The 26102-nt window shown below is 54.8% G+C and carries 22 protein-coding genes; 12 read left to right on the top strand and 10 right to left on the bottom strand.

The window, feature by feature from the left end; all coding sequences use genetic code 11:
- Position 1: 1 nt before the first annotated feature.
- The 6 genes from gatA to UF64_RS12430 form a co-directional block, all read right to left on the bottom strand.
- Positions 2-1480 (bottom strand): Asp-tRNA(Asn)/Glu-tRNA(Gln) amidotransferase subunit GatA, encoded by a 1479-nt coding sequence (gatA, locus tag UF64_RS12455; protein ID WP_044828830.1) that lies wholly within the window; start codon positions 1478-1480, stop codon positions 2-4.
- Positions 1480-1770: an Asp-tRNA(Asn)/Glu-tRNA(Gln) amidotransferase subunit GatC gene (gatC, locus tag UF64_RS12450; protein WP_008890773.1), complete on the bottom strand. Its 291-nt coding sequence runs from the start codon at positions 1768-1770 to the stop codon at positions 1480-1482. Before gatC ends, gatA begins: the two co-directional genes overlap by 1 nt.
- A gap of 289 nt (positions 1771-2059) precedes the next feature.
- Entirely contained in the window at positions 2060-3280 is a 1221-nt protein-coding gene (locus UF64_RS12445; protein WP_044828829.1) for an ABC transporter permease, read from the bottom strand.
- Positions 3281-3284: 4 nt separating this feature from the next.
- Positions 3285-4874 (bottom strand): ABC transporter permease, encoded by a 1590-nt coding sequence (locus UF64_RS12440; protein ID WP_200892675.1) that lies wholly within the window; start codon positions 4872-4874, stop codon positions 3285-3287.
- Positions 4875-5062: 188 nt separating this feature from the next.
- Positions 5063-6181: an extracellular solute-binding protein gene (locus UF64_RS12435; RefSeq protein ID WP_044828827.1), complete on the bottom strand. Its 1119-nt coding sequence runs from the start codon at positions 6179-6181 to the stop codon at positions 5063-5065.
- Positions 6182-6269: 88 nt separating this feature from the next.
- Positions 6270-7370 (bottom strand): ABC transporter ATP-binding protein, encoded by a 1101-nt coding sequence (locus tag UF64_RS12430; RefSeq protein ID WP_044828826.1) that lies wholly within the window; start codon positions 7368-7370, stop codon positions 6270-6272.
- 468 nt (positions 7371-7838) lie between these two features.
- Here UF64_RS12430 and ruvX point away from each other — a divergent pair, with 468 nt between their 5' ends.
- Positions 7839-8363, top strand: a complete 525-nt coding sequence (gene ruvX, locus UF64_RS12425) for a Holliday junction resolvase RuvX (RefSeq protein WP_044828825.1) — start codon at positions 7839-7841, stop codon at positions 8361-8363.
- Between the two features lie 61 nt (positions 8364-8424).
- Here the strand turns inward: ruvX and UF64_RS12420 are convergent, their stop codons facing one another.
- A complete protein-coding gene (locus UF64_RS12420) occupies positions 8425-9240 on the bottom strand; it encodes a VOC family protein (protein ID WP_044828824.1) in 816 nt (271 codons plus the stop codon).
- Positions 9241-9490: 250 nt separating this feature from the next.
- On the opposite strand from UF64_RS12420, the gene UF64_RS12415 reads away from it, so the two are divergent.
- The 7 genes from UF64_RS12415 to rnr all read left to right on the top strand — a co-directional run bounded on the left by UF64_RS12415 (position 9491) and on the right by rnr (position 20143).
- Positions 9491-10414, top strand: a complete 924-nt coding sequence (locus UF64_RS12415) for an AEC family transporter (RefSeq protein WP_044829025.1) — start codon at positions 9491-9493, stop codon at positions 10412-10414.
- A gap of 175 nt (positions 10415-10589) precedes the next feature.
- Positions 10590-11549 carry an aspartate carbamoyltransferase catalytic subunit gene (locus UF64_RS12410; protein WP_152630690.1) on the top strand — a complete coding sequence of 320 codons (960 nt, stop codon included), beginning with the start codon at positions 10590-10592 and terminating at the stop codon, positions 11547-11549.
- Complete coding sequence (locus UF64_RS12405; protein WP_044828823.1) at positions 11546-12868, top strand: dihydroorotase family protein; 1323 nt, start codon at positions 11546-11548, stop codon at positions 12866-12868. The genes UF64_RS12410 and UF64_RS12405 overlap by 4 nt, the downstream gene beginning before the upstream one ends.
- 1 nt (position 12869) lies before the next feature.
- The gene (gene plsY, locus UF64_RS12400) at positions 12870-13520 is read left to right on the top strand and encodes a glycerol-3-phosphate 1-O-acyltransferase PlsY (RefSeq protein ID WP_044828822.1); all 651 of its coding nucleotides are present in this window, start codon (positions 12870-12872) and stop codon (positions 13518-13520) included.
- Positions 13521-13640: 120 nt separating this feature from the next.
- Positions 13641-14861, top strand: a complete 1221-nt coding sequence (dprA, locus tag UF64_RS12395; protein ID WP_044828821.1) for a DNA-processing protein DprA — start codon at positions 13641-13643, stop codon at positions 14859-14861.
- Between the two features lie 170 nt (positions 14862-15031).
- Positions 15032-17662 carry a type I DNA topoisomerase gene (gene topA / locus UF64_RS12390; protein ID WP_044828820.1) on the top strand — a complete coding sequence of 877 codons (2631 nt, stop codon included), beginning with the start codon at positions 15032-15034 and terminating at the stop codon, positions 17660-17662.
- A 48-nt stretch (positions 17663-17710) separates the two neighbouring features.
- Positions 17711-20143: a ribonuclease R gene (gene rnr / locus UF64_RS12385; protein WP_044828819.1), complete on the top strand. Its 2433-nt coding sequence runs from the start codon at positions 17711-17713 to the stop codon at positions 20141-20143.
- 79 nt (positions 20144-20222) lie between these two features.
- On the opposite strand, the gene UF64_RS12380 is transcribed toward rnr, so the two are convergent.
- A complete protein-coding gene (locus UF64_RS12380; RefSeq protein WP_044828818.1) occupies positions 20223-21005 on the bottom strand; it encodes an Hpt domain-containing protein in 783 nt (260 codons plus the stop codon).
- A gap of 187 nt (positions 21006-21192) precedes the next feature.
- Between UF64_RS12380 and UF64_RS12375 the strand changes: the two genes are divergently transcribed.
- The 3 genes from UF64_RS12375 (at position 21193) to rpmG (ending at position 23562) form a co-directional block, all read left to right on the top strand.
- Entirely contained in the window at positions 21193-21597 is a 405-nt protein-coding gene (locus tag UF64_RS12375) for a DUF983 domain-containing protein (protein ID WP_044828817.1), read from the top strand.
- A gap of 122 nt (positions 21598-21719) precedes the next feature.
- The gene (locus tag UF64_RS12370; RefSeq protein WP_235285050.1) at positions 21720-23300 is read left to right on the top strand and encodes a S41 family peptidase; all 1581 of its coding nucleotides are present in this window, start codon (positions 21720-21722) and stop codon (positions 23298-23300) included.
- Between the two features lie 94 nt (positions 23301-23394).
- Entirely contained in the window at positions 23395-23562 is a 168-nt protein-coding gene (rpmG, locus tag UF64_RS12365) for a 50S ribosomal protein L33 (RefSeq protein ID WP_008890790.1), read from the top strand.
- Between the two features lie 120 nt (positions 23563-23682).
- On the opposite strand, the gene UF64_RS12360 is transcribed toward rpmG, so the two are convergent.
- Entirely contained in the window at positions 23683-24057 is a 375-nt protein-coding gene (locus UF64_RS12360) for a DUF423 domain-containing protein (protein ID WP_044828815.1), read from the bottom strand.
- A 236-nt stretch (positions 24058-24293) separates the two neighbouring features.
- Complete coding sequence (locus UF64_RS12355) at positions 24294-24974, bottom strand: Crp/Fnr family transcriptional regulator (RefSeq protein WP_044829023.1); 681 nt, start codon at positions 24972-24974, stop codon at positions 24294-24296.
- A 245-nt stretch (positions 24975-25219) separates the two neighbouring features.
- Between UF64_RS12355 and UF64_RS12350 the strand changes: the two genes are divergently transcribed.
- Complete coding sequence (locus UF64_RS12350; protein ID WP_044828814.1) at positions 25220-26056, top strand: alpha/beta hydrolase; 837 nt, start codon at positions 25220-25222, stop codon at positions 26054-26056.
- Positions 26057-26102: the final 46 nt, after the last annotated feature.

The raw sequence follows: 26102 nt of genomic DNA, 5'->3' as shown, positions 1-26102 counted from the left end.
ATCAGCCCTCCTGCCCGGCAGGTTTTGCGGTAAAGTTGGCCGCACCTTCGAGCACGCCACCAACACGCAGAACGGTTTCTTCATCAAACGGTTTGCCAATCAGCTGCAGGCCAAGCGGCAGCCCCGAGGCCGAAAGACCGGTCGGCACCGAAAGGCCCGGAAGACCCGCAAGGCTTGCCGGAACGGTAAAGACGTCATTGAGATACATCTTGACCGGATCACCTTCGTTTTCGCCAATGGCAAAGGCCGCAGACGGTGCGGTCGGCGTCAGGATCGCATCGACCTGACCAAACGCACCTTCGAAATCCTGATAAATGCGACGACGGACTTTAAGCGCCTTGTTGTAGTAGGCGTCATAGTAACCAGCCGACAGGACATAGGTACCGATCATGATACGGCGCTGGACTTCCTTGCCGAAACCGGCCGCGCGCGACTTCATGTACATGTCATCAAGGCTGTCGCCTTCATCCATGACACGCTGGCCATAACGCAGACCGTCATAACGTGCGAGGTTCGAGGACGCCTCTGCCGGGGCAACGATGTAATAGGTACCCAGCGCATATTTGGTGTGCGGCAGGGTTACATCGACCACTTCGGCACCGGCATCGCACAGCATGGCAACACCATCGTCCCAAAGCTTGCTGATTTCTTCGGGCATGCCATCAACGCGATATTCCTTCGGAATACCGATTTTCATGCCACGAATGTCGCCAGTAAGGGCAGCTTCGAAATCAGGCACAGCAATAGGTGCAGACGTGCTGTCCTTGGCGTCGTGACCGGCCATCGAACCCAGCATAATCGCTGCATCGCGCACGGTTTTGGTCATCGGCCCTGCCTGATCAAGCGAGCTTGCAAAGGCAACAATGCCCCAGCGAGAGCAGCGACCATAAGTCGGCTTCAGGCCAACAATACCGCAATAGGATGCCGGCTGACGGATCGAACCACCGGTATCGGTACCGGTCGCGGCAAGCGCCATGTTGGCAGCAACGGCCGCGGCCGAACCACCAGACGAGCCACCCGGAACCAGATCCTTGCCGGATTTGTCTTTCCAAGGGTTGACCACGTTGCCGTAATAAGACGACGTGTTGGACGAGCCCATGGCGAACTCATCAAGGTTCGCCTTGCCCAGCATCACAGCACCATTACCGAACAGGTTGCTGGTGACGGTGGATTCATATTCCGGTTTGAAACCTTCGAGGATGTGCGATGCCGCCGTGGTCTGGACACCTTCGGTGCAGAACAGGTCTTTGACCGCAATCGGCAGGCCTTCCATCTTGCCAGCACTGCCCTTGGCGCGCTTGGCATCAGATGCCTTGGCCATTTCCATGGCCTTTTCCGGGGTTTCAGTGATGTACGCATTCAGATTGCGATGCGCGTCCATCGATTTCAGGTGTGCTTCGGTCAGTTCGACCGAGGTATAATCACCCTTTGCAAGCCCGTCGCGGGCCTCTGCAAGTGTCAGCTTTGTCAGATCAGTCATTATTCAACCACCTTGGGCACAACAAAACAGCCAGCATCGGTCATCGGTGCGTTTGACAGCACTTTTTGCTGGATATTGCCATCGGTGACTTCGTCCTTGCGCAGCGGCAGGGTCAGATCGGCAACAGATGTCAGCGGCTCACAGCCTTCAACATCGACTTCTTGCAGTTCCTCGACGAAATCGAGGATACGGGTCAGATCTCCCGCCAGTTCGGAAAGGCCTTCTTCGGACACGTTAATACGCGACAGATAGGCGATACGGCGAACTGTTTCCTTATCCAAAGACGACATGGATGAAAGTCTCTCTTAAGGAATGACAAAAACCCGGCAGACAGAACTCTGCCGGAACGTGAATTACAGCGCGGAAACTAGCACCCTGCCGCCCCTGCCGCAAGGGTTGGAAATGATCAAGAACGGCTGTTGTCGGGCTGTCTGGCCGATTAAACGCCCATACGCAAAAATATCGCCTGCCATGATCGGATCGTCGCATATGAAAACAAACAGGCCGACAACGAAAACGTTGCCGGCCTGTTTCGTGTTTTGACCTGCCCCGCATGAGGGGACAGAGAGACTTATCAGCTTAGCCCGGGCTCATACCACGCAGGCGTTCGGAACGACGACGCAGCAGTTCCACGGTCAGCAGCAGCAAGATCGAAACCGACACAAGGATGGTAGCGGCTGCCAGAATAGTCGGTGAAATCTGTTCACGCAGGCCGGTATACATCTGCCATGGCAGGGTCTGCTGACGGGCAGAACCGACGAACAGCACAACAACCACTTCGTCAAACGAAGTGATGAAGGCGAACAGGCCGCCAGAAATCACACCCGGCAGGATCAGAGGCATCTGAACCTTGAAGAAGGTGGTAACCGGGTTTGCACCCATGTTTGCTGCCGCACGGGTCAGTGACTTGTCAAAGCCGACAAGCGTTGCCGTCACCGTGATAATCACGAACGGAATACCCAGAACAGCGTGCGCCAGGATCACCTTCACGTAGCCGACAAAGGCCTGGTTGAGCCCCAGTTGGAGTTCAAGCCAGTTGCCCAGCGGCGCATAGAAGAAGAACATACCCGTCGCCGAGATGATCAGCGGCACGATCATCGGTGAAATCAGAACCGCCATCATCGCCTGACGACCCGGGACGTGCGACTGGCTAAGACCGATCGCAGCGAGCGTACCCAGCGAAACCGAAATCAGCGTCGCAATCGGTGCAATGATCAGCGAGTTCTTGAGCGGCACCATCCATTCGTCGGTACCGAGGAAATCGCGATAATGCTTGAGGCTATAACCCTCTGCCTTGAAGCTCAGCATTTCAGGCGTGAAGGTAAAGAAGTTCTCGGCATTGAAGCTTAGCCAGATCACCGGCAGAAGCGGCGCGATCAGGAAGAAGAACACAAACGCACAGATGAACATGAACGTGTTGTGCCAAAGAACCTGACCCGGCGTGTAATAGATCGGCACACCCGCACGGTATTTACCGCTGCCAACCCAGTTTGCAAACCAGCCCATCGAGATACCGACGAGGAAACCGCCAAACAGGCCACCAAGACCACCAAAAATCAGGCCAACAACACCAAAGACAACGCCGGAACCGAGGGTTTTCGGTTTGCTTTTGATATTGGTGATTTTCGAGAAGAGGAATGCCAGAGCCGCACCAACGATGGCCCCCAGCAGGAACCCGATCCACGGGCTCCCGAAGATGTTGCCGGTCACGAAGCCGAACATCGCACCCAACACAGCCACGATCGGCATGGTGAAGGACATCAATTCAGGCCGTTTCGTATAAGAGATTACTTCATTCATGGCCTTAGCCCCCCAACTTCACGTTATCGATGCCCACAATCTTGTCGTAGCACCAGTACAGGCCAAGAACGACGACAAGAAGAATGGTCCCGAGTGCGGCCGCAAGGCCCCAGTTGAGCGAGCTTGAAATGTGATAGGCAATTCGGTTGGAGATGAAGACACCATCCGTACCACCAACAATTTCCGGCGTGATGTAGTAACCAATCGCAAGAATGAACACGAGGATCGAACCGGCACCAATGCCCGGAACAGACTGCGGGAAATAGACACGCCAGAAGGCAGTCCAGTTCGTCGCACCAAGAGACTTGGCCGCGCGCTGATAGCTTGGCGGGATGGTTTTCATCACAGAATAGAGCGGCAGGATCATGAATGGCAGCAGGATGTGGGTCATGGCGATGACCGTGCCTGTTGCGTTGTTCATCAGGATCAGGCGATCCGCATCATTGACAAATCCAAGCCAGACAAGGATTTCGTTGATCACCCCTTGCTGCTGCAAAAGAACCTTCCAGGCCGATGTACGCACCAGAAGCGACGTCCAGAACGGCAGAAGAACCAAGATCATCAGGATGCTTGCCGTACGCATCGGCAGGTTGGCCAGAAGCCAAGCAACCGGATACCCCAGAAGAATGCAACTGGCGGTAATGATCAGCGCCATCACCAGCGTACGCGTAAACAGCGTCGTGTAGATCTGCTGATTATCAGGCTTGGATTCCACCCCGTCCGGCGTCAAGGTCATATCAACCGCATTCAGGAAGTAGCCGGGCGTCATGTTTGGAGAATAGAGCTTGATCGTGGCCCAGACATCATGAGCGCCCCAGTCCTCGTCTTCTTCCACGAAGGCTTCACGGAAACCAAAGGACGGAAGCTGGTCAATGTTTGCTGCCGCTGCCTGCAAGGCACTTGCACCCGGCCCGCCATAGCTATTGATCGCAGAGATCGTCTCCGGACTGGTCAGATCCATGCCAAGCGCACCATAGACGGATTCCCACGGGTCCTCTTCGGCGACGGTATCCCCGTCACGAATTGCAGCCCACAGTGCAAAGTCGGTATAGGCGCTGGCAGTCCACGGCAGCAAATCAACGATTTCTGCCGACGGCACAAAGCCGACTTCGCCACTCATGTCTTCACCAGACATGGTCGCCATCAGGGCACGGCGCTGTTCAAGGAACCCTTCGCCGCCGGAACCAGACATCATCTCGTACCAGAACGAACCTTCTTCAAAGTTCGGATCGATGTCTTCGAGCGGGTCCTGCCAAAGTTCCCCTATATCATCAAGTGAACGACCAGTGGTCCTAAACAGCGACGAAAGGCCTGTCTTTTCATAGTTCAGGCGGGTACCCAAGCGCGTATGCTGCTTGGCTTCCTCGGCCTTAAACAAATCGATGTAAAGATTACGGTAAACGTCTTCGTGCGGCGGCTCGCTTGTGGAACCGTCCCACTCGGAAAGAGCAACCACGGTTCCCGGAATGGTATTCGCCACGATGTCGTTTTCAACCGAACGGAAAAGCATCGAGAGGATCGGAACGATAAAGGTCACGACCACGAAGATCAAAAGTGGCGCAACCAGCATGAGCGCACGCATCTTCTGGCGCATCAATGCTCGTCTTAAACTCTGTTTTAGCGGTCTGCCATCAGCAGACAGCACTACTTCTTGTGTTGTATCACCCATTACGCCCCCGTAAGCCTGCCCTGATGTTTTCAATCTGTTATGTCGATTGGTAATTTATTTTGTAACGAATTGGTCGGTAAAGGGGGCCGCGAACGGCCCCCTTCCCTTAGCTCTTATTGAGCGAGCCAAGCCTGGAACTTGGCATCGATGTCATCACGGTAGTCAGCCCAGAACTCGTAGTTGTAGAGGAACGTGTTCTTGGCGTTTTCCGGATCGGTCGGCATGTGCGGAGCCATGTCGATACCCAGTTCGGCATGTTTACCAACGAGCGGAGCCGAAGAGAAACGAGCCGGGCCATAAGAGATGTACTTGGCCTGGTCAGCGAGACGCTGGGTGTCGGTTGCGAACTTCACGAAGTCGAGAACGCGGTTCAGACGATCTTCCGGCAGACCGGTCGGGATGATCCAGCCGTCAAGATCGAAGACCTGTGCGTCCCAAAGCATGGCGATCGGCTGATCCTGTTCTTCGATTGCCGAGAACAGACGACCGTTGTAGGTCGAGCCCATGAATACTTCACCGTCAGCCAGAAGCTGCGGGGTATCTGCACCAGCACTCCACCAGATGACGCTGTCTTTGATGGTTGCCAGTTTGTCGAGAGCCTGCTGCTGACCTTCCGGAGTTTCAAGAACGTTATATACTTCGTCCTTGGCAACGCCGTCGCAGAGCAGAGCCCATTCCATGTTGTTGATCGGGCGTTTTTCAAGCGAACGCATGCCCGGATAGGTTTCGGTGTCGAAAAGCGCACAGATATCGGTCGGTGCCGGGGCACCAGCCGGAACCATGTCTTCACGGTAACCGAAGGTGGTCGAATAAACGATCTGCGGGATGAAGCAATCGCTTACGAGGAGATCACCGAAGTCGTCTTCTGCAGAGGTGCCATCCGGCGCTGCTGCAAGAATTTCGTTCGCATCGATTTCCATTGCAAGGCCTTCGTCACAAAGGCGCATTGCGTCAGCAGCAACGACGTCAACCAGATCCCAGGTCACGTTGTTGGCTTCATTCATTGCACGCAGTTTTGCAACGGCTTCGTTCGAGCTTTCGTCCCAAGTGATCGAAACGCCCGGATTGTTTGCCATGTACGGCTCTGCATAGGCTTTGGTCTGGCTGCTCTGATAAGCACCGCCCCAGCTGACCAGCGTCATGTCAGATGCCATGTGGTCATCTGCATAGGCTGCACCAGTCGCGACAACAAGCAAAGCTGTTGATGCTGTAAGGGTTTTAATGAGTTGCATTAATAGACTCCCTGATTGTTTCCCGGACTATTCGCTGAGAACCAGTACCCGGGCGTACCGGTCCTATACCTGCCTGACTACTAGATTGTTACGCGTCGAGCGCGCGGCAATCCTCTGCTAGCCAGCCGATCTCAATTTCCGTACCCGGCGTCAGACGCACTTGGTCAGGTGCGTTCCTGGTTTTGATGATGAACTCATCATTGCCAGCCACACGAAGACGTGTACGGAAGATGTCACCCATATAGATGAATTCCAGGACCTCGGCCTTGAGCGTATGTGCATCTTCATGCAAGCGATCACGGTTATATTCGACACGTTCAGGTCGGATCGAAACGCGCGTGCGTTCACCCACTTCGCTCACATTGACCGGTACAGCATCGATAACTTCGCCTCCATCAAGCTGAACAACACAAGTATTGCCCTTGATTTCCTTTACGACGCCTTCGAGCGTGTTGTTTTCGCCGATGAACTGCGCAACAAAGCTGTTTTCCGGCTCTTCGTAAAGTTTATCCGGCGGTGCAAGCTGCTGAATGCGGCCGTCATCAAACACTGCAACACGGTCAGACATGGTCAATGCCTCGGTCTGGTCATGGGTGACGTAAACCGTGGTAATGCCGAGCTGATGCGCAAGATGTGTAATTTCGAACTGCATCTTTTCGCGAAGCTGCTTGTCAAGTGCGCCAAGCGGTTCATCCATCAGAACCAGTTCCGGCTCGAACACCAGTGCGCGTGCCAATGCAACACGCTGCTGCTGACCACCAGAAAGCTGTGCCGGACGACGTCCACCAAAGCTGCCCATTTCCACCATGTCGAGTGCGCGTTTGACCTTTTCTTCCTGTTCCGCCTTGCCCATTTTGCGGACTTCAAGCGGGAAAGCCAGGTTCTCGGCGATCGTCATGTGCGGGAAGAGTGCGTAGTTCTGGAACACCATGCCGATACCACGCTTATGCGGCGGAATATCGTTGATCGAAACGCCGCCGAGGCGAATATCGCCGTGGGTCGCGGTTTCGAAGCCGGCAAGCATCATAAGGCAAGTGGTCTTGCCCGAACCTGACGGGCCAAGCATCGTCAGGAACTCGCCCTTAGGCATGGTTAGGTTGAGATCTTTAACGACGAGTGATTCGCCGTCATAACTTTTCTGTACACGTTCAAACTCAACGAACGCTTCATTCGATGCACCGTCGGCCAAACCCTATACCCCCTGATATGTCATTGTTTGTTCAGCGTTTTCGCTTTTGGTGATTTTTGTATGCGGAAATCAACTGGAACCTATCCAGAATGAAGGTTCCTACCCCCTATGGATAGAAGCATTGCGACACTACCATGTAACAGGTGCGCTGCTTTTGACTGTTTCGTCTCTCTCAAGATGATCTGCGCATTCGGCCTGCCTGTCTCGCCCTGCATATTTCGATTTCGATCAATTTCTGCAGTGCGACATTAAAACAAACCTCTAGAAGCACTTCAACCCCCCATCATTCATAAAGATTTTTTCGCTAGGAAGCCCGCCACTTTCCACGTTGATTAGTATAAAATGCGCCAACATGCGAAATTCAAGCTCGTTTCTTCCATAAATCGGAAAACGATACAATTTCACGGCCCTGACACGGCGCGCTAAACACACCTAGCAATTTGCCGAAAACACACCTATAAGGTCGCCATGATTTGTAATGATACTCAGGAATTGCTGCGGTTCTTGCCACCGGCAGCACGTGTGTTGGGCCTTGATCTGGGCACCAAGACCATTGGCGTGGCCCTGTCAGATGTCGGGCTGCAGATTGCATCCCCATATGAGCTGATTTCGCGCAAGAAGTTCACGCGCGATATCGCCCAACTTTCTTCGATCATCGATAAACAGAATGTCGGCGGCATTATTATCGGCTTCCCGCGCGAACTTGATGGTTCGATCGGCAAAGCCTGCCATCGCGTTTATGCCTTTGTCGATGAGATGGAGAAATATATCGACCTGCCCGTCCTGATGTGGGACGAGCGCCTGTCAACCAACGCGGTTGAGCGTATTCTGATTGATGAAGTCGACATGACGCGCAAGCGCCGTGCAGAAGTCGTCGACAAAACTGCCGCTGCATACATCCTGCAGGGCGCACTCGATCACTTGAACCGTCACACCGACCCTGGCGAAAACGCCGAGGCCGATGACGACGAAATCGACGGTGATGAAGACTGATTGAATTCAGGACTTCCAGATTGACCTGATCAAAGCTGCCCATGCAAACGGGCAGCTTTTTTTATTTGGTGCGGATCACCATCATCACGCCAAAGAATTTTGATGGCGGCAGGATAAGGGCGCCATTGTTCTCAACCGCGCCCATCTCTGTGGCGGCATCCGATATCTTTGCCATGTCATCGACAATCAGTTCGAACCCGGCGAACCCATCGGTAGGGAACGCTTGATCCTCAACGCCATAGCGCGCAACCAGTTCATTACCATGCAAGGCATCGACAATGCCATCGACTCCAATTTCCTGATAGAAGTCGCGCACGGCTTCTGCCGCCCAATGATCAATATGCACCTTGCCGATCGCAAGCGCCCCATTCTGATGGGTTTGATATGCCGGAAAATAGAAATTCTGAACCGGATGGCGGTGCTGGCAGACGAATGTTACCGCATGGCGAAGCAAGGGATGGTTGGCATACGCAAGCGAGAAAGCAACGCCTACCGTATCCCCCTCGGGCGTTTTGGCATCGCGTTCAAAATGAAATACCGGCGGCACAGCCGCCCCGGCTACCATGAACTTTTCCCGATCTTCCTCGGCATCGTCGGACTGAAGGGCCAGCATAGACATGCCTTCGCGATGACGCAGATAGTCACGATTGTAAATCGGGAAGGAAAATGGCTCGGCAAGATCGGTTTCGGCAATCTTGTCCGGATCAACGACGGAAAGTAGTTCGATATACATGCCATCAAGCTGCACAAGCGCATTACCGGTACCGAAGGGATGAACAGCACGCGGAGTCACAGTGAACCCAAGCCGCGCATAAGCAGAGATGGCGGCATCAAGATCATTCACACACAGAACAATGTGATCAATCGCGCGTGACATGGCGTCCCTTTCCTAGAATATTCAGCGACCCGGACGACTTTGAATTGCAAGCAGTTTATCGACGCCAAAACCCATTGGCTGTGCTGACTATCACATCAGAAATCACCCAGCAAAGGACAAGTCACCACCAAATGAATTTTAGTCATCTGGAATGATTAACGGTCGCGAGTGTGTTTTCCCCTGCGCACAATGGTGGTAACAGTAATCTGGTTTCGCCCATTACTCAGTGCCGTGTGCTGAAAGTCGCCTGATGATCGCCATCCTGTCTGCATTGCTGCCGACCTTTGCCCTGATTGTTGTCGGATATTTGCTGCGTGAACGGAAATTCCTGCCAGACAGCTTTTGGCCGGGCGCGGAAAAGCTGACCTATTTCATTACCTTTCCGGCTCTGCTGTTTTCCAATACCGCCAAGGCGGACCTTGGCAGCCTGCCGCTTCTGGGCATTGCGACCGCCATGCTGGGCACAATTGCCATCTGCACGGTTATGATCCTTGCCGTGCGACCGGTCCTCAAAGTTTCCTCACCAACATTTTCATCCCTGGTACAGGGTGCTATTCGCCCCAATACCTATATCGGGCTTGCGGTTGCTGCCGCCCTGCTTGGCACCCATGGATTGACCGTTACGGTCCTTTGCGTGGCATTGGTCGTACCCACGGTAAATGTCATTTCCGTTCTGGCCTGCGCGCATCTGGGCGACAATGATCGCAATCCCGGCGTGCTGTCACTATTGCGAGATGTGGCGAAAAACCCGCTTTTGATGGCCTGCGTTTTGGGCAGCCTGTTTAACGTTTTTGGCATCGGATTGCCGCCCATCGTTGGCCCATTCCTTGAAGTACTCGGCCGTGCCGCCCTTCCCATTGGTTTGCTTGCGGTTGGTGCGGGGCTTGATCTTTCGGCAGCTAGGCGTGCTGGGTTCCCGGTCGGGGTATCTAGCGTTGGCAAACTGGTCCTGAGCCCGGCGATTGCAGCGGGACTTTGCCTTATGCTGGGATTTCCGGATATCGAGCTAGCGGCTGTGGTGCTGTATGCTGCCCTGCCCTGTTCGGGCAGCGCCTATGTTCTGGCCCGCCTGATGGGTGGCGATGCCCAGATGATGGCCAGTATCATCACGGTTCACACCCTGCTTGCCATCCTGACCATGCCGGTGATTGCCATTCTGACCCAAGCAGTATGAACGCGATCGGCTTATTCTTGCCCCCCGGAAACCTGACCGGTCAGTCAGGAATTTCCATACGAATGCATGGCGGTTACGGGCAATATTTAACTTTTCGTGACAGGGGCAATTCGTTATGCTCCGCCCGAAATTTTTCAAAGACCATCCAAGGGAAATGCGCAACGCCATGAGCGTCATGGGACCAGCGGCGGATCATTATCTGCACCCACACCTCCTCGGGATCGAGGGTCTGACCCCCGGGGAAATCAGCCTTATTCTGGACCGCGCCCAGCACTATGCGGAAAAAAACCGCTCCGCTGACAAGACCAGCAACATTCTGGCCGGCGCGACAGTTGTTAATCTGTTTTATGAAAACTCTACCCGGACGCTGACATCGTTCGAACTTGCCGCCAAACGTTTGGGAGCCGACGTCATCAACATGACGGTCGGCACAAGTTCGGTCAAAAAGGGTGAAACCCTGATTGATACGGCGATGACGCTCAATGCCATGAACCCGGATGCCCTGGTTGTTCGCCATGGTGACAGTGGTGCGGTCAAGCTTCTGAGTGAAAAGGTCAATTGTGCGGTCCTGAACGCCGGCGATGGTCGCCACGAACATCCGACCCAGGCACTTCTTGATGCCCTGACCATCCGCCGCCACAAAGGGCGCCTGCATCGCCTGAATGTTGCGATTTGCGGCGACATTGCCCATTCGCGGGTGGCACGGTCCAACATCCTGCTTTTGAACACCATGGGATCGCGCGTGCGCCTTGTGGCACCACCCACCCTGATCCCGTCGAAAATAGACCGCATGGGTGTTGAAATCTTCCATGACATGGAAGAAGGCCTGAAGGATTGCGACATCGTCATGATGTTGCGCCTGCAGCTGGAACGCATGGAAGGCAGCTTCATCCCCTCGGTGCGTGAATACTTCCATTTCCATGGCCTTGATCGTGCCAAACTGGCCAATGCCAAACCCGACGCGCTGATCATGCATCCCGGCCCGATGAACCGCGGGGTCGAAATCGACAGTGAAGTTGCCGATGACGTTGAACGTTCCGTCATCCGCGAACAGGTCGAAATGGGGGTTGCCGTGCGCATGGCAGCGCTTGAATTGCTCGTGCAGAACCACAGAAAGATGGGAGGTCAGGCATGAGCCCCGCAATCCGCGCCAAGGGCGCAGGTAAAAAGGCCTTCATCAATGCCCGCCTGCTTGATCCGGTCAAACAGACCGAAGAAAAAGGCGGCCTTCTGATCGAAGATGACACTATCCTTAAAAGCGGCCCGGACATCACCGAAAGCACGGTTCCCGATGGTTTTGAGATCATCGACCTTGGTGGCGCGTGTCTGGCACCCGGCCTTGTCGACATGCGCGCACAGCTGCGCGAACCGGGCTTTGAGCATCAGGAAACCATCGAAACGGCTGGCAAGTCGGCTGCAATCGGCGGGGTTACTACCATCATCGCCCTGCCCAATACCGACCCGGTGATTGATGACGTCGCCGGCGTGGAATTCATTGCGCGGCGTGCGCGCAAGGTTGGTCTGGCGAAGGTATTTGTCTATGGCGCAGTGTCCAAGGGCATCGAAGGCCAGGAAATCACCGAAATGGGCCTGCTGCATCAGGCGGGTGCTGTTGCCTTCTGCGATGGCGTCAAAACCATTGCCAGCGCACGTCTGCTACGTCAGGCCTTGGCTTATTCGACATTCTTTGATGGCATGATCATTCAGCACCCCGAAGAGCCAGAGCTTTCCAAGGGTGCGTCGATGAATAGTGGTGAACTCGCAACACGCCTTGGCCTTTCGGGCGTTTCGCCACTGGCTGAAGTTATTCAGATTGAACGCGACCTGCGCCTTGTTGAAATGACGGGCGGGCGTTTACATTTCGCCCATATCTCGACCGGGGAATCGGTTGAGGTCATTCGCAAGGCCAAGAAGCGTGGCCTGAAAGTCACCTGCGATACGGCCCCGCCGTATTTTGCGCTGAATGAAAATGCGGTGTCGGATTACCGAACCTTTGCCAAGCTTTCTCCGCCGCTGCGATCCGAAGATGATCGCCAGGCAATTGTTGCGGGCTTGGCCGATGGCACGATTGATGCCATCGCATCGGATCACAACCCGCAAGATGCCGATTCCAAACGCCTGCCCTTTGCACAGGCCGCTGCGGGTGCTGTCGGGTTTGAAACGCTGCTTCCGATGGCGCTAGAGCTTTATCACAACGGGCATATGTCGCTTCTTGATGTAATCACCAAGCTGACACGCATTCCTGCAGAACTGGTACGCATCAAAGGTGCCGGCACCTTGAGCGAGGGAACAGCAGCCGATCTTGTGATCTTTGATCTGGATCGCCCTTGGAAAGTGGATCCCTACCAGTTCCATTCGAAATCGAAAAACTCACCGTTTGATGGCCGTCTGACGCAGGGCCGCGTCCTGCGCACCTTTATTGACGGTCGCGAAGTCTTCTCGGAAGGTGCCTGAAATGGAACTTGATGCCACCTACAAGGCAATGTTGATGTCGCTTCAGGTCGCAACGGTTTGCGGATACCTGCTGGGTTCCATCCCGTTTGGTCTTGTCCTGACAAGAATGGCCGGACTTGGTGATATTCGTCAGATCGGGTCTGGCAATATCGGTGCGACCAACGTGCTGCGCACCGGCCGCAAGGGGCTCGCCTTTCTGACCCTGATCGGGGATGCGGGCAAAGGTGCCTTTGCTGCCTTGCTGTTCACCCATCTTTATGGCACCGAACAAGGCATCTTTGCCGGTGGTGCCGCAGTACTTGGTCACATGTTCCCGATCTGGCTGCGGTTTAAAGGCGGCAAAGGGGTTGCAACGACCCTTGGCACGCTGGCAGCCGTAAACTGGATTATGGGGCTTTGTGCAGCACTGACCTGGCTCGTCATGGCGCTGATTTTCCGTATTTCATCGCTTTCGGCTTTGATTGCCATGATCGCAGCGCCGTTGGCCGCGTTCTTTATCGCCAATGATCCGGGTGCCGGTTGGCTTGGTGTGTTTCTTGCCGTGATCGTCTGGCTTGCCCATCACGCCAATATCGGTCGCTTGCTGCGCGGTGAAGAACCCAAGATCGGCCAGAAGAAAAAACAGGCTGACGAAGAAACGCCTGCGTCCTAGGCGCTGACCGCCCCTTCGAATAGCTTGACGAAAGAGCGCCCGGACGATCACAATCCGGGCGTTATGCATTTTACCGACCAGCAACCAAAACGATTATCACAATCGGAACGCCTCGCACGGATGCGACTGGCGCGCAGCACCAATGTTGGTCCGGTTACATTCCGCAAAATGCTTGAACGGTTCGGCTCTGGCCGCAATGCGATTGAAGCCCTGCCCGATCTCATCGCCCATACCAAAACAGCCCGACAGATCAAGCTTGCCACACGTGATGAAACAGTTGCAGAAATCGAGACGGCCAAGGCATGCGGTGCAAAACCGATCATATTTGGAGATCCTGAATACCCGGCATTGCTGGCCCGGATTGATGACGCCCCGGCTTATTTTTATGCCATCGGTCGGATCGAGTTGCTGACCAAAACAGCCATTGGGATTGTTGGCGCGCGCAATGCATCGGCAACCGGATGCGGTTTCGCGCGTAAAATCAGCCATGAACTGGTGACTGCTGGCTATGTCGTTGTATCAGGCATGGCACGCGGCATTGATGGCGCGGCGCATAGCGCCGCCCTGCAAACCACAGGCAAAGCGGCTGGCGGGACGATTGCGGTTCAGGGCGGCGGTGTTGATGTGGTGTACCCGCGCGAACATCAGGACCTTTACGAAAAGCTTTGTGATCAGGGCTGCGTGATTTCAGAAATGCCGCCGGGTCTAAAACCGCAGGCACGACATTTTCCAAGGCGCAACCGGATCATTTCCGGGCTGTCTTTCGGCACCGTGGTGATTGAGGCCGGACGCAATTCAGGGTCATTGATCACCGCACGCTTTGCCGCCGAACAGGGTCGTGATGTCTTTGCGGTTCCGGGATCCCCGACCGATCCACGCGCCGCCGGTCCAAACAGTCTGATCCGTGATGGTGCGATCCTGTGCGACTCTGCCGACGTTATTCTTGATGCCGTTCGTGTGGCCGAGCAGAACAGCCATCTGTTTGAACAAATTCACACCTTTAATACAGACGCCCGAACAACAGACCACAAAACGATAGCTGCATCCTATGGCGACATCCTGGCATCGCTCGAACAGGACGCCATCATGCTAGACGGAAAGAAATCAGATCAAACCATTGAATCAAAAGAACTTATAAAAGAAGAAAATGACTGCGGCGACGTCCTCGAAGAGAGCGAAAAACTGTTCGATTTGCTTTCGCCTACCCCCCTGCTGATTGATGAACTCATCCGTACGTCGGACTTGCCCGCCGAGCAGGTTTCGACAATTTTGATTGAACTCGAACTTGCAGGAAGGGTTGAACGTCACCCCGGAAATAGGGTATCGCGTATCGCCAAATGAGAGTCGCGTCGGATATGGATGTGACAAATATTGTTGTGATTTGCCGCAATTTGCGCAATTTGATCTGAAAAACAGCGACACACTATAATATATGTGTGCAGAACTTCAGGTTACTGACCACGCAGCATAATGACCGCCTTCGGGCGCAAGAACCGGACACGAAAAACGTAATGAATCTTGTCATCGTCGAATCCCCGGCCAAAGCCAAGACGATCAACAAATACCTCGGTGACGATTATAAGGTACTGGCCTCATTCGGTCATATCCGCGATCTGCCGTCCAAGGACGGTTCGGTCGATACCGACAACGACTTTTCGATGGTCTGGGAAACAGATGGCCGTTCGGAAAAGCAGATCCGTGAAATTGCCTCTGCGGCGCGTGACTCCGACACCATTTACCTCGCGACTGACCCGGATCGCGAAGGTGAAGCCATTTCCTGGCATATTCTTGAAGTTCTCGAGCAGAAAAAATTGCTCCGCGGTCGTGATGTCCATCGCGTCGTGTTCCACGAGATCACCAAGAAAGCCGTAACCGAAGCAATTGCCAACCCGCGCGAGCTCAATCAGGAACTGGTTGATGCTTACCTCGCCCGTCGTGCGCTCGACTATCTGGTTGGCTTTAACCTGTCACCGGTTCTGTGGCGTAAACTGCCGGGTTCCCGTTCTGCAGGACGTGTACAGTCCGTTGCGCTGCGCCTGATCTGCGAACGTGAAATCGAGATCGAGGCCTTCAAACCTGACGAATACTGGTCGCTTGAGGCCGGATTTGCAGTGCCCGAAGGCCAGTTTTCCGCCCGCCTCACCCATCTGAATGGTGAGAAGCTCGATAAGCTTGCGTTGGGTGACGAAAACGCCGCCAAGGTCGCCAAGGAAAAGGTCGAAAGCCGCAGCTACACCGTTTCCAAGGTCGAGCGCAAAGACGTCAAACGTCGTCCGCAACCGCCTTTCACCACATCGACCCTGCAGCAGGAAGCGTCGCGTAAGCTTGGCTTTGGTGCCAAGCGCACCATGCAACTTGCCCAGCGCCTTTATGAAGGTGTTGATATCGGTGGTGAGACGGTCGGTCTGATCACCTATATGCGTACCGACGCCGTGGTTCTGTCACAGGAAGCACTGGCAGCAGCACGCCGCCTGATTGGCAAGGATTACGGTGACGAATACCTTCCGAGCTCCGCACGCAGCTTTGCCAACAAGGCCAAGAACGCGCAGGAAGCCCACGAGGCTGTCCGCCCGACCGACCTGTTCCGTCGCCCGGAACAGGTTTCGCGTCATCTCGATAAGGACCAGCTGGCCCTTTATACCCTGATCTGGAAACGGACCGTCGCCTGTCAGATGGAAGATGCCCGCTTTGATCAGGTAGCTGTCGATTTGTCATCGAATGACAATCACGTGGTCCTGCGCGCCAATGGTTCGGTTGTTAAGTTTGACGGCTTCCTGAAACTCTATCAGGAAGGCAAGGATGACGAGGCCGAAGACGAGAAGGATCGTCGCCTTCCGCCGCTAAAAGAAGGCCAGAAGCCGGATCTTGGCAAAGTCAGCATCGACCAGCACTTCACCCAGCCCCCGCCCCGCTACACCGAGGCGAGCCTGGTCAAGAAGATGGAAGAGCTCGGAATTGGCCGTCCGTCGACCTATGCATCGATCATTTCGGTCCTTCAGGATCGAAACTATGTCTTGCTCGAACGGCGTCGTTTCGTCGCACAGGATCGTGGTCGTTTGGTCACAGCCTTCCTGTCGAAATTCTTTGAACGCTATGTGCAATACAACTTCACAGCAGATCTGGAAAACCAGCTTGATGAAATCTCGATGGGCAAGCTTGCCTGGAAAGAGGTTCTCAGGGATTTCTGGAAATCGTTCAAAGGAAATGTCGACGAAGCCAAGGAACTCAAGATTACCGATGTCCTTGATGCACTTCAGGTAATGCTGGAAAACTACCTGTTCCCGACGCGCGAAGACGGAACAGACCCGCATAAATGCCCGAAATGCTCGGATGGTCAGCTTAGCCTTAAGCTGGGTAAGTTTGGCGCCTTCCTTGGCTGTTCGAACTATCCGGAATGTAATTATACCCGCCCGCTGGTTGCCAATGAAAACGGCGCAGACTCCGAACTCGACTCTGGACCAAAGGTTCTGGGCATCGACAAGGAGACCGGCAAGGAAATCACCCTTCGCAAAGGTCCGTACGGTGTTTACGTCCAACTTGGCGAAGAAGAGGAAGTCGAAGGCAAAAACGGCAAGCCCAAAAAGGTCAAACCAAAGCGGACCTCCCTGCCCAAGGGGTTGGAGCCGTCTGTTGTTGATTTGACCAAGGCCGAGGAACTCCTGACCTTGCCACGTGTTGTCGGGATATACCCCGAAACCGGCGAGGAAATGAAAGCCAACATTGGCCGTTTTGGCCCCTATGTTCAGGCGGGCAGCATTTTTGCATCGCTCAAGGCCGATGATGATGTTCTGACGATTGGTGAAAACCGCGCGATCACACTGATTGCAGACAAGCGCGAAAAAGCTGGCAAGGAAATCGGCAAGCACCCGGATGACGGTGAACCGATCTTTGTTGCAGTCGGGCGCTGGGGACCGTTCGTCAAACACAAGAAAACCATCGCCAATATCCGCGATGTCGAACGCGATGACATCACTCTTGAAATGGCGATAAAGGCCATCAAGGAAAAAGAAGCCAAATCGGGCAAGACCACGAAGGCTTCTGCGAAAAAGACGGCGACCAAAAAGGCGCCTGCCAAAAAGAAAACCGCTGCCAAGAAACCCGCAGCGAAAAAGACAACCACGAAAAAGGCGGCGGCGAACTAATCGCCGCCTTCCTTTTCTCTGGAATACCGATGAAAGGACGCCGCAAAGTTGGCGAACGACACAGAAGACAAAAAACACTTCCCGACCAAGGAAGAGATTATCGAGTTTATCGATATGAGCCCGACACCTGTCGGCAAGCGTGAGATTGCGCGCGCCTTTAACATCAAGGGCGCAGCCAAGATCGAGCTTAAGAAGATCCTGAAAGACCTGAAAATTGGCGGCGATGTCGTCAAGGGACGCCGGCGCTTTGACAAGCCGGACCGCCTGCCTCCGGTTGAGGTTCTTGAAATCACCGGCATTGATGATGACGGCGAGGTTCTGGCCAAGCCGAATGTCTGGAAGCACGAATATGATCCGCCACTGATCGTGGTGAAATCGATCCGTCGTGGCGGACCGAGTGCACCGGGCATTGGCGACAAGATTTTGGCTAAACTGCGCTATACCGGCAAGCACACCTATGAAGCCAGTATCATGCGGGTCCTTGGAAGCGGGCCACAGCGCGTCTTGGGACTTTATCGCCCCAATGAGCGCGAAGGTCGCGTTGTGCCCACAGACCGCAAGGATAGCGGCGAGATCGCCGTCCCGCTTGATGATCATCCTGATCTTGAAAGCGGTGCGCTGGTTCTGACAGAAATCCTGCCGGGCAAGCATTTCGGATTGCGCAAGGGACGAATCACCGAGGTCCTTGGCAACATCAACGAACCGAAATCGATCAGCCTGGTGTCGATCCATGCACGCGGTATTCCGTTTGAATTCCCGCCGGAAGTCGAACTTCAGGCGCGTGAGTCCAAAGCGACCCCACTGGGTAAACGCACAGATCTGCGCGATATCCCGCTGGTAACCATTGACGGCGCTGATGCGCGCGACTTTGACGATGCCGTCTGGGCCGAAGCCGATCCGGACCCGGCCAACGAAGGCGGTTGGCACATCATGGTCGCGATTGCAGATGTGTCCTGGTATGTGCGTCCGGGCGATGCGCTTGATCGTGAAGCCGTCAAACGCGGCAATAGCTGTTATTTCCCGGATCGCGTCGTACCGATGTTGCCGTTTGAGTTGTCAAACGGTTGGTGCTCGCTGGTTCCGCACGAAGATCGCGGCTGTATGGCGGTCGAGATGTGGCTTGATAAGCATGGCCACAAACTGCGCCACAAATTCTGCCGGGGCATGATGAAATCCGCCGCGCGCCTGACCTATGATCAGGTCCAGCGCGCGATGGATGGCCAGCCCGATGACACCACCGGCCCGTTGGTCGATACGATCATCAAGCCGCTTTACGGCGCCTATAACGCGTTCCTCGAAGCCCGCAAGAAGCGTGGCGTGCTGGAGCTTGATGTTCCTGAACGCAAGATCGAGCTGAATGATCAGGGCCAGATCGTCGCCATTGCACCGCGTGCGCGCTTTGACAGTCATAAACTCATCGAAGAATTCATGATCGCGGCCAACGTCTGTGCGGCCGAGGAACTTGAACGCATCAAGCAACCTTGCATGTATCGTATCCACGATGCACCGAGCGAGGAAAAGCTTGAGGCGCTGCATGAATTCCTTGAAGGCGCAGGTTATAAGCTGAACAAGGCATCGGTTTTGCGTCCGCGTGACTTCAACCGCATTCTTGAGCTTGCCAAGGATACGCCAGAGGCCGAACTGATCAACACCGTGGTGTTGCGCAGTCAGTCACAGGCGATGTACAGCCCCGACAATATCGGGCACTTTGGACTTGCGCTGAAGAAATATGCGCACTTTACCTCCCCGATCCGCCGTTATGCCGACCTTCTGGTCCATCGCGCCCTGATCGCCGGCCTCAAGCTCGGTGAAGGCGGACTGACGCCCGAAGAAGGCGAACGGTTCGAGCAGATTGGCGAGGATATCTCGGGCACCGAACGACGGGCGGCCATGGCCGAACGTGATGCGGTAGACCGCTATGTCGCGGCCTATATGTCCGAAAAGGTCGGTGCAGAGTTCCCCGGCAAGATTTCCGGGGTTACGCATTTCGGTCTGTTCATTTCGCTGAATGAAACCGGTGCGGATGGCTTGGTGCCGATATCCACCCTGCCCGATGACTATTACGTCCATGACGCGGCAAGCCACGCGCTGGTCGGCCAAAACCGGGGCAAGAAGTTCCAGCTGGGTGATTCGGTTGTGGTGCGTATTGCCGATGCTGATGCCGCTACCGGGTCTTTGGCCCTGCGACTGGCTGAGCACGCAGAGATCACCGCACGCGACCTAATCGAACGTCCGCGCGGCCGACGTGGCTCTGGCAAGCGCCGCGGAAGCCCCGGTGATCGCAGTCACCGTCATGGCAGTAAGCCTGGCTTCCGATCCGGTCCGCGCGACGCCAATGGCCCAGGTGGATCATCCGCCACCAAGTCAAAAGGCAAAAAAGCCGGGGCCAAGAAAAAGACCACGCCGAAAAAGCAGCGCAAGCTGGTGGCGTCCAACCGGGCGTCGCGTAACACGACAAAACAAGGGCCAAAGTCGGATTGATCCGGTGGATACCCAAAAACACCAAAGGCGGCCGATCTGGCCGCCTTTTTCATTTCTATACCGAGCTTTCGGCAAATGCTCAGAGCATGGTTTCAATGAACTTCGTAAGATGTTCTGCTGTCTGTTTGCCTCGGTTGCTAATGATCGCAACGTTTTTCGGCAAGCCTTCGAGATCGGGATGAGACGCTTCGAAACTGGTCAAAAGGCCAAGTTTCTTATCTGCCAGCGTTTTCATTGCCGCGAGCGCGCGGATCAACTCGATCCCGCTCAGCCCATCCAGCACGGCTGCGGTGATCACGGCATCGGGGCGAGATTGAACAACCGTTTCGAACGCCTCGACTGCGGATCGGGCCGTAATGGTCCGAAAGCCCTTTTCACGCAGTGCCCGTTGCAAAAAATGCCCCTGCACGGCGGTTGCCGTGACCAGAAGGACTTCCTTATCCTGCGCAACCGCAACTTCGGAAGTATCGTCTTTTTCGTCTGCCTTGGCGCTACGGGTCGGCAGGGATCGCAGGATGCGGGTTTCTTCTTCGGCCTGCGGGTTTGTGCCACTTTCGATGATCTCGCGGATCCAGCTGGTAAAATCGACCAGTGCTGCCGCTTCGAGATCATCAATCTCGCTCAGATCGGCGATATAATCTTCAAGCCGATGGGCAATCGCCCCGACCAACGGGAACCCGAATGATCCTGCAAGACCCTTCACGGTGTGGGCTTCGCGGCGCAACTCAGCAATCCCCGGACCTGCTTCGTCCATGCCGCCAGCGACGCGATCAATCGTTGTTTCAATGCGATCAATGCGTTCGAGCGTGTCCTCAATGAAGTCCTGTTTCAGACCGGCAACGATTGCGTCCGCATTTCCCATTAGGCACTCCCTTGGCAACTGCCCGATCAAGCAAACGTGACCCGAAATGCGCCCCTGAGGTGAATAACAAGGGTCGATTTTACTTGCTTGCGCGATCGAACATCATGATGATGGCTCACCGTCTGAATGCCCGTTTTCGCCACCCGGATCAAGAGGGCCTTGGACGTAACAGGAGTTAATTTTGCCTATGAATGCCCCGCACGATATTTCACCGGAAACAAATGTCACCGCCAGCAAACAAGGCAGCAGCCGACTGATGACCGGCCTGCGCCGCGGATTTCGCCGCAAGTGCCCGAATTGCGGTCATGGCTTTGCCTTTGGCGGTTATCTGAAGCTTCGCTCGGAATGTGATGTGTGCAATCACCCGATCGGGGAATATCGTTGTGATGATGCCCCGCCCTATTTCACGATCTTCCTTGTCGGACATATCGTGGTGCCGGGGGCGCTTGCCATGGAACAGAATTTCAGCCCGTCATTGGCCCTGCAACTTTCGATCTGGCTTCCGGCGACAGTCGCATTATGTCTTGGATTCCTGCCCTTTATCAAAGGGGCCGTTCTTGGCACCCAATGGGCGATGCGGATCAAAGGATAGTCATTGGCAAAACGCCAATTTTTCCAGTAGAATACGCGGGTTATCTAACCTGAATCAAACGGATCCATTAATTGGTCGCACGTCGCGTCTCAGAGACTAAATATCCTAGCACCGACACTGGAATGCGTCGCTTGCAACGCATTTGTGCCGCCGTCGGGTTATGTGTTTCGCTCGCTGCCTGTGCCAGCTCAGACCGGATGGGGGTGACCTCCCCCGACGATCCGCAAACCCGTGAACTGATTTCCCAGACGATCGAACTGGTTGCCACGCGCTATATCGACCCGATCAGCCGCGAACAGATCCTTGTGAACACCCTTGATGGTCTGTCATCGATTGACGAAAACATCCGGGTCGACATCACCCCGATGGATTTGGTTCTGCAATATGATGACCGGACAGTCGACAGGATCGCCCTGCCCGCCACATCTGATGAGACGGTCGACCATGACAACCTTCAGGTCTGGTCGGAAATCACGCTCAATGGTCTTGCCAAATACCGGGCGCATTCTGCCAAACTGCGTATCACCCAAACCAAAGACATCGAGTCTGCCCTGATCAGTGGTGCGATCCGCAATCTGGATCGCTATAGCCGTTATGAAGGCCCGGCACGGGCCGAGAATGCGCGTAACCGTCGCGATGGCTATATCGGAATTGGTGTTCGTGTTGTTGGTGGTTCAGGCTACCCCGTCGTCAAGCTTGTCCATCCGGAAAGCCCGGCCGCACGCGCTGGGCTACATCCCGGTGATCAGATCCTGACGGTCGATGGCGAGGACATGTATGGCAAAGCCAGCCGCTATGCCGCCGACCTGCTGCATGGCGAGGAAGGTACCTCTGTCCTTATTGAGGTCAATGCCGCCAACAGTCCTGCCATCACCCCGATGGAAATCCTGCGCGAACGGGTGATCGACCGGACAGTGTTTGCCGAATACCGTGACAATGTCCTGATCGCGCGGGTCAGCAGCTTCAACTCTGCGACGGCTACTACCCTTGCCGACAGCATCATGAAGGCAAAGCTTTATGATGGCGGCCTTGAGGGCGTCATTCTTGATCTTCGCGGCAATCGTGGCGGTCTTTTGCAACAGGGTGTCGCCGTTGCCGACCTGTTTCTGGCCGATGGTCCGATCGGCAAGACGTTTTCCCGGGTGATGGCCGCGCGTCATATCTTCAAGGCCGAAAGCGGCGATCTGACAAATGGCGTGCCGCTGGTGGTTCTGATTGACGGGCGCACGGCGTCTTCGGCCGAACTGGTCGCAGCAGCCCTTCAGGACCGTCACCGCGCGGTGCTGATCGGCTCTACAAGCTTTGGCAAGGGATCGGTTCAGGCGATCAATGACCTGCCCAACCACGGCACACTGATCTTCACCTGGTCACGCATGACAGCACCATCTGGTTACACCTTTGACAGAATCGGTCTTTTCCCGGCCATCTGCACGCAGTCCGATGCAAACAGCACCGCAATTCATCAGGTCGCACAGGCGCTATCACAGCGAGATCAGATCGCCTCGATGATGATGAAGTGGCGGGCTTTGGACTATCAGGATGAGAAAAGCCATCGCGAACTGCGCAATGTCTGTCCGGCCAGTACCAATGGCGAAACATTTGATGTCGAAGTGGCGCTGGAACTGCTGAAAAATCGCCGTGAATACAAGAATCTGGCCTATGCCGGACAAGAGGAAATCGCCGATACATTTGCCAGCCAATAAATTTGCATTCTTTTTTGCCAAAATGGCTTGACACTCTGCCGATAACCTTTATGTTCCGCCGCCTGAGATACACCTGAACACAGGATGCAGAGACATGGCGAAGCCCGCTTCGATCCTCGTAAAGTTGGTAAGCACCGCAGACACCGGTTACTTCTATGTTGTTAAGAAGAACCCGCGGAATACCACCGAGAAATTCCAGTTTCGCAAGTACGACCCGGTCGTGCGTAAGCACGTCGTGTTCAAAGAAGCGAAAATGAAGTAATCCGGTTCTTCGGAACCTGGTTGCCAAGACTTAAAAAAAGACGTGTCCTTTGGGACACGTCTTTTTTTGTTCTCATCACTGGAAATCGCTCAGCCCCCAGAGATAATCGCTTCGCGGCAGTCAGCCGAACCGCCGATACCCTGCTGCGGCCAGCAACAGCCAGCCACCAATGAACGAAAAGCCACCAATCGGGGCAACGGCACCAAAGCTGGTAATGCCGCTAAAGGCGATGGCATACAAAGACCCACAGAAGAAAAATATCCCGACGAGCATCGCATAGGCGGCAATCCGCAGGAACTTTTCATCAGGCACATAATGTACAAGTCCGGCAATCGCCGCCATGGCGACAGCGTGGATAAGCTGATAATGCGCGCCCTTTTCAACAAGCCCGCGCGCATAGTCCATCTCGCTACCTGCCATGCCATGAGCAGCAAATGCGCCAAGTGCGACGGCCATCGCACCGTTCAGTCCGGCCATAACCACAGAAATACGCATTGAGGGTTCCCTGTTTCAGAAATGCAGTTGTTTCAACCACATTAGACAGGCAACCGCCCCCGCGCCATGCGAAAACGCAAAAAAAATGGCCGTACAAAAATGTACGGCCAGTAACTCTCTTGGGGGAGATGTGCCGGAACATCGAAATGCCCGTCACACGAATATAATTACCCTCTGATTGCCCTATTCTCTGTGACAGCCATCACATGAGGACAAAAAAATCATACAAATACAGTCTAGTGGATAGATTCGCTTAGAAATTCCTCAAGCCTACGCACATCCGGGACCATAAGACCGCCATCCACCTTGGTCACCAACTGACGTCGTCCCAACGTGCTCATGACGCGTGCAACAGTTTCGCGCGATGTGCTTACCCGTCCAGCCACTTCGGAATGAACCGGAACTGGCGACAATAGAGCACACCCACTGCCATCACACACATTGCTGGCCCGACGCAGGATTTCTGCCACGACGCGTTCGTTGGCACCAAGCGTACTTACATCAACAATCCGTCGGGTCGAGTTGCGCACGATGCGGGCCAGTTCCCCGATCACATTCCAGGCGACCGACGGATGGCTTTTGACGACCTTTTCAAAGTTCGCCGGGCTCAGAATGCCGACATTGGTATCATCAACCGCAATCACGCAGGCCGAGCGCGGCTCGCCATCAATGGCGGACAATTGCCCGACGCAACCGCCAGCACCGATTTCTTCGAGCGTGATTTCACGCCCCGAAAGCGAATAATTGACGATCCGAACCCGGCCCGAAAGGATCAGGTAAACGTCGGAGCTGTCAGATTCCGGCTCGATAATTTGCGCCCCGGCCGAAAAAGTCTTTCGGTTAACGTGGCGTTCGACATCTGCTATCGCGCTCTCATCGAGATCCGCGAAAATGCCGACCACTGATAATTTAACCATATCCCCCAAGCTTCTCACTACGGTGTTGTTATTGTCCAGACGCGCTAATTAGCGCGTCCCCTCACGTCTTTTGCTGTCCCGGACGCAATCATAAGCAAACAACTTCAGACTGACAATCATTGCCAAACCAAAGTTGTATTCCCACTTGTGATTGGACAGAATTATGCTGCATGTGCGAACATGAAGAATATCTGATCAGCCAAGGCGTCTATTTGCATTCATCCCGCAACGCGAGGAGACAGGCCATGAGTCCCGAATTGGAGATTTTCCGTCGCAGCCCGACCGGCAAACCCAAAAGCAAACACCCCCTGGTGTTCGTGCATGGGGCCTATACCGGGGCCTGGTGCTGGAACGAGCATTTCCTGAACTGGTTTGCCGATCGCGGCTTTGAAACCGTCGCCTTTTCATTGCGCGGCCATGGCGGAAGCGGCGGTCGCGAGTTGCGCAGCCTCGCCTCAATTGATGATTACGTCGAAGATCTCGAAGAGGTTGTCGAAACCCTTGGCAAAAAGCCGGTGCTGATCGGCCATTCCATGGGAGGCTATATCGTTCAGAAGTATCTTGAACGCCATAGTGCGGAGGCCGCCATCTTGATGGCCTCTGTGCCGCCCGAAGGCCTGCTTGCGAGCAACGCCATGATGGCCATGGCCCAGCCCGATCTCTATTTCCAGATGTTCTGGCTTCAGGCCATCGGCCCGCACACCCTGCTGCGTGAACGGCTGGGCCGGGCAATGCTCTCGCCCGATATCGCCGAAGACGAAGGCATGATCTATTTCGGGCGCCTTGAAACCGAAAGTCAGCGCGCGATCGCCGACATGATGGGCGCAAACCCCATCTTTCTGTCAAAGGACGAAGTCCCGTCCATGCTGGTACTGGGCGCACGCGATGATGAAATCATCCAGAGCGAGCTGATCCACCACACTGCCAAACGCTATGGCGCGGACTATGCCCTGATTGATGACATTCATCACGCCCTGATGCTAGACAAAAACTGGGAAAAGGTGGCTGAAACCATCATGGAATGGTTGCAAGTCAAGCTGGTCAGTCAGCAGCGTAGCAAGGGCAACAAGACGGCTGCCTGAGACACCAACACTAGATTTTTACTGCACATCTGCACCCGCATCTGCC

It is taken from the genome of Thalassospira sp. HJ, from assembly GCF_000948415.1.
Lineage (GTDB): Bacteria > Pseudomonadota > Alphaproteobacteria > Rhodospirillales > Thalassospiraceae > Thalassospira.
Note: the sequence above shows the minus strand (reverse complement) of the source record. Positions and strands in the feature narration are given on the sequence as shown.

Excerpts from the sequence above, each read along its gene's own strand:
- gatA (WP_044828830.1), bottom strand. The coding sequence starts at position 1,480 with ATGACTGATCTGACAAAGCTGACACTTGCAGAGGCCCGCGACGGGCTT.
- gatC (WP_008890773.1), bottom strand. The coding sequence starts at position 1,770 with ATGTCGTCTTTGGATAAGGAAACAGTTCGCCGTATCGCCTATCTGTCG.
- UF64_RS12445 (WP_044828829.1), bottom strand. The coding sequence starts at position 3,280 with ATGAATGAAGTAATCTCTTATACGAAACGGCCTGAATTGATGTCCTTC.
- UF64_RS12440 (WP_200892675.1), bottom strand. The coding sequence starts at position 4,874 with ATGCGCCAGAAGATGCGTGCGCTCATGCTGGTTGCGCCACTTTTGATC.
- UF64_RS12435 (WP_044828827.1), bottom strand. The coding sequence starts at position 6,181 with ATGCAACTCATTAAAACCCTTACAGCATCAACAGCTTTGCTTGTTGTC.
- ruvX (WP_044828825.1), top strand. The coding sequence starts at position 7,839 with ATGATTTGTAATGATACTCAGGAATTGCTGCGGTTCTTGCCACCGGCA.
- UF64_RS12420 (WP_044828824.1), bottom strand. The coding sequence starts at position 9,240 with ATGTCACGCGCGATTGATCACATTGTTCTGTGTGTGAATGATCTTGAT.
- UF64_RS12415 (WP_044829025.1), top strand. The coding sequence starts at position 9,491 with ATGATCGCCATCCTGTCTGCATTGCTGCCGACCTTTGCCCTGATTGTT.
- UF64_RS12410 (WP_152630690.1), top strand. The coding sequence starts at position 10,590 with ATGGGACCAGCGGCGGATCATTATCTGCACCCACACCTCCTCGGGATC.
- UF64_RS12405 (WP_044828823.1), top strand. The coding sequence starts at position 11,546 with ATGAGCCCCGCAATCCGCGCCAAGGGCGCAGGTAAAAAGGCCTTCATC.
- plsY (WP_044828822.1), top strand. The coding sequence starts at position 12,870 with ATGGAACTTGATGCCACCTACAAGGCAATGTTGATGTCGCTTCAGGTC.
- dprA (WP_044828821.1), top strand. The coding sequence starts at position 13,641 with ATGCGACTGGCGCGCAGCACCAATGTTGGTCCGGTTACATTCCGCAAA.
- topA (WP_044828820.1), top strand. The coding sequence starts at position 15,032 with ATGAATCTTGTCATCGTCGAATCCCCGGCCAAAGCCAAGACGATCAAC.
- UF64_RS12380 (WP_044828818.1), bottom strand. The coding sequence starts at position 21,005 with ATGGGAAATGCGGACGCAATCGTTGCCGGTCTGAAACAGGACTTCATT.
- UF64_RS12375 (WP_044828817.1), top strand. The coding sequence starts at position 21,193 with ATGAATGCCCCGCACGATATTTCACCGGAAACAAATGTCACCGCCAGC.
- UF64_RS12370 (WP_235285050.1), top strand. The coding sequence starts at position 21,720 with ATGCGTCGCTTGCAACGCATTTGTGCCGCCGTCGGGTTATGTGTTTCG.
- rpmG (WP_008890790.1), top strand. The coding sequence starts at position 23,395 with ATGGCGAAGCCCGCTTCGATCCTCGTAAAGTTGGTAAGCACCGCAGAC.
- UF64_RS12360 (WP_044828815.1), bottom strand. The coding sequence starts at position 24,057 with ATGCGTATTTCTGTGGTTATGGCCGGACTGAACGGTGCGATGGCCGTC.
- UF64_RS12355 (WP_044829023.1), bottom strand. The coding sequence starts at position 24,974 with ATGGTTAAATTATCAGTGGTCGGCATTTTCGCGGATCTCGATGAGAGC.
- UF64_RS12350 (WP_044828814.1), top strand. The coding sequence starts at position 25,220 with ATGAGTCCCGAATTGGAGATTTTCCGTCGCAGCCCGACCGGCAAACCC.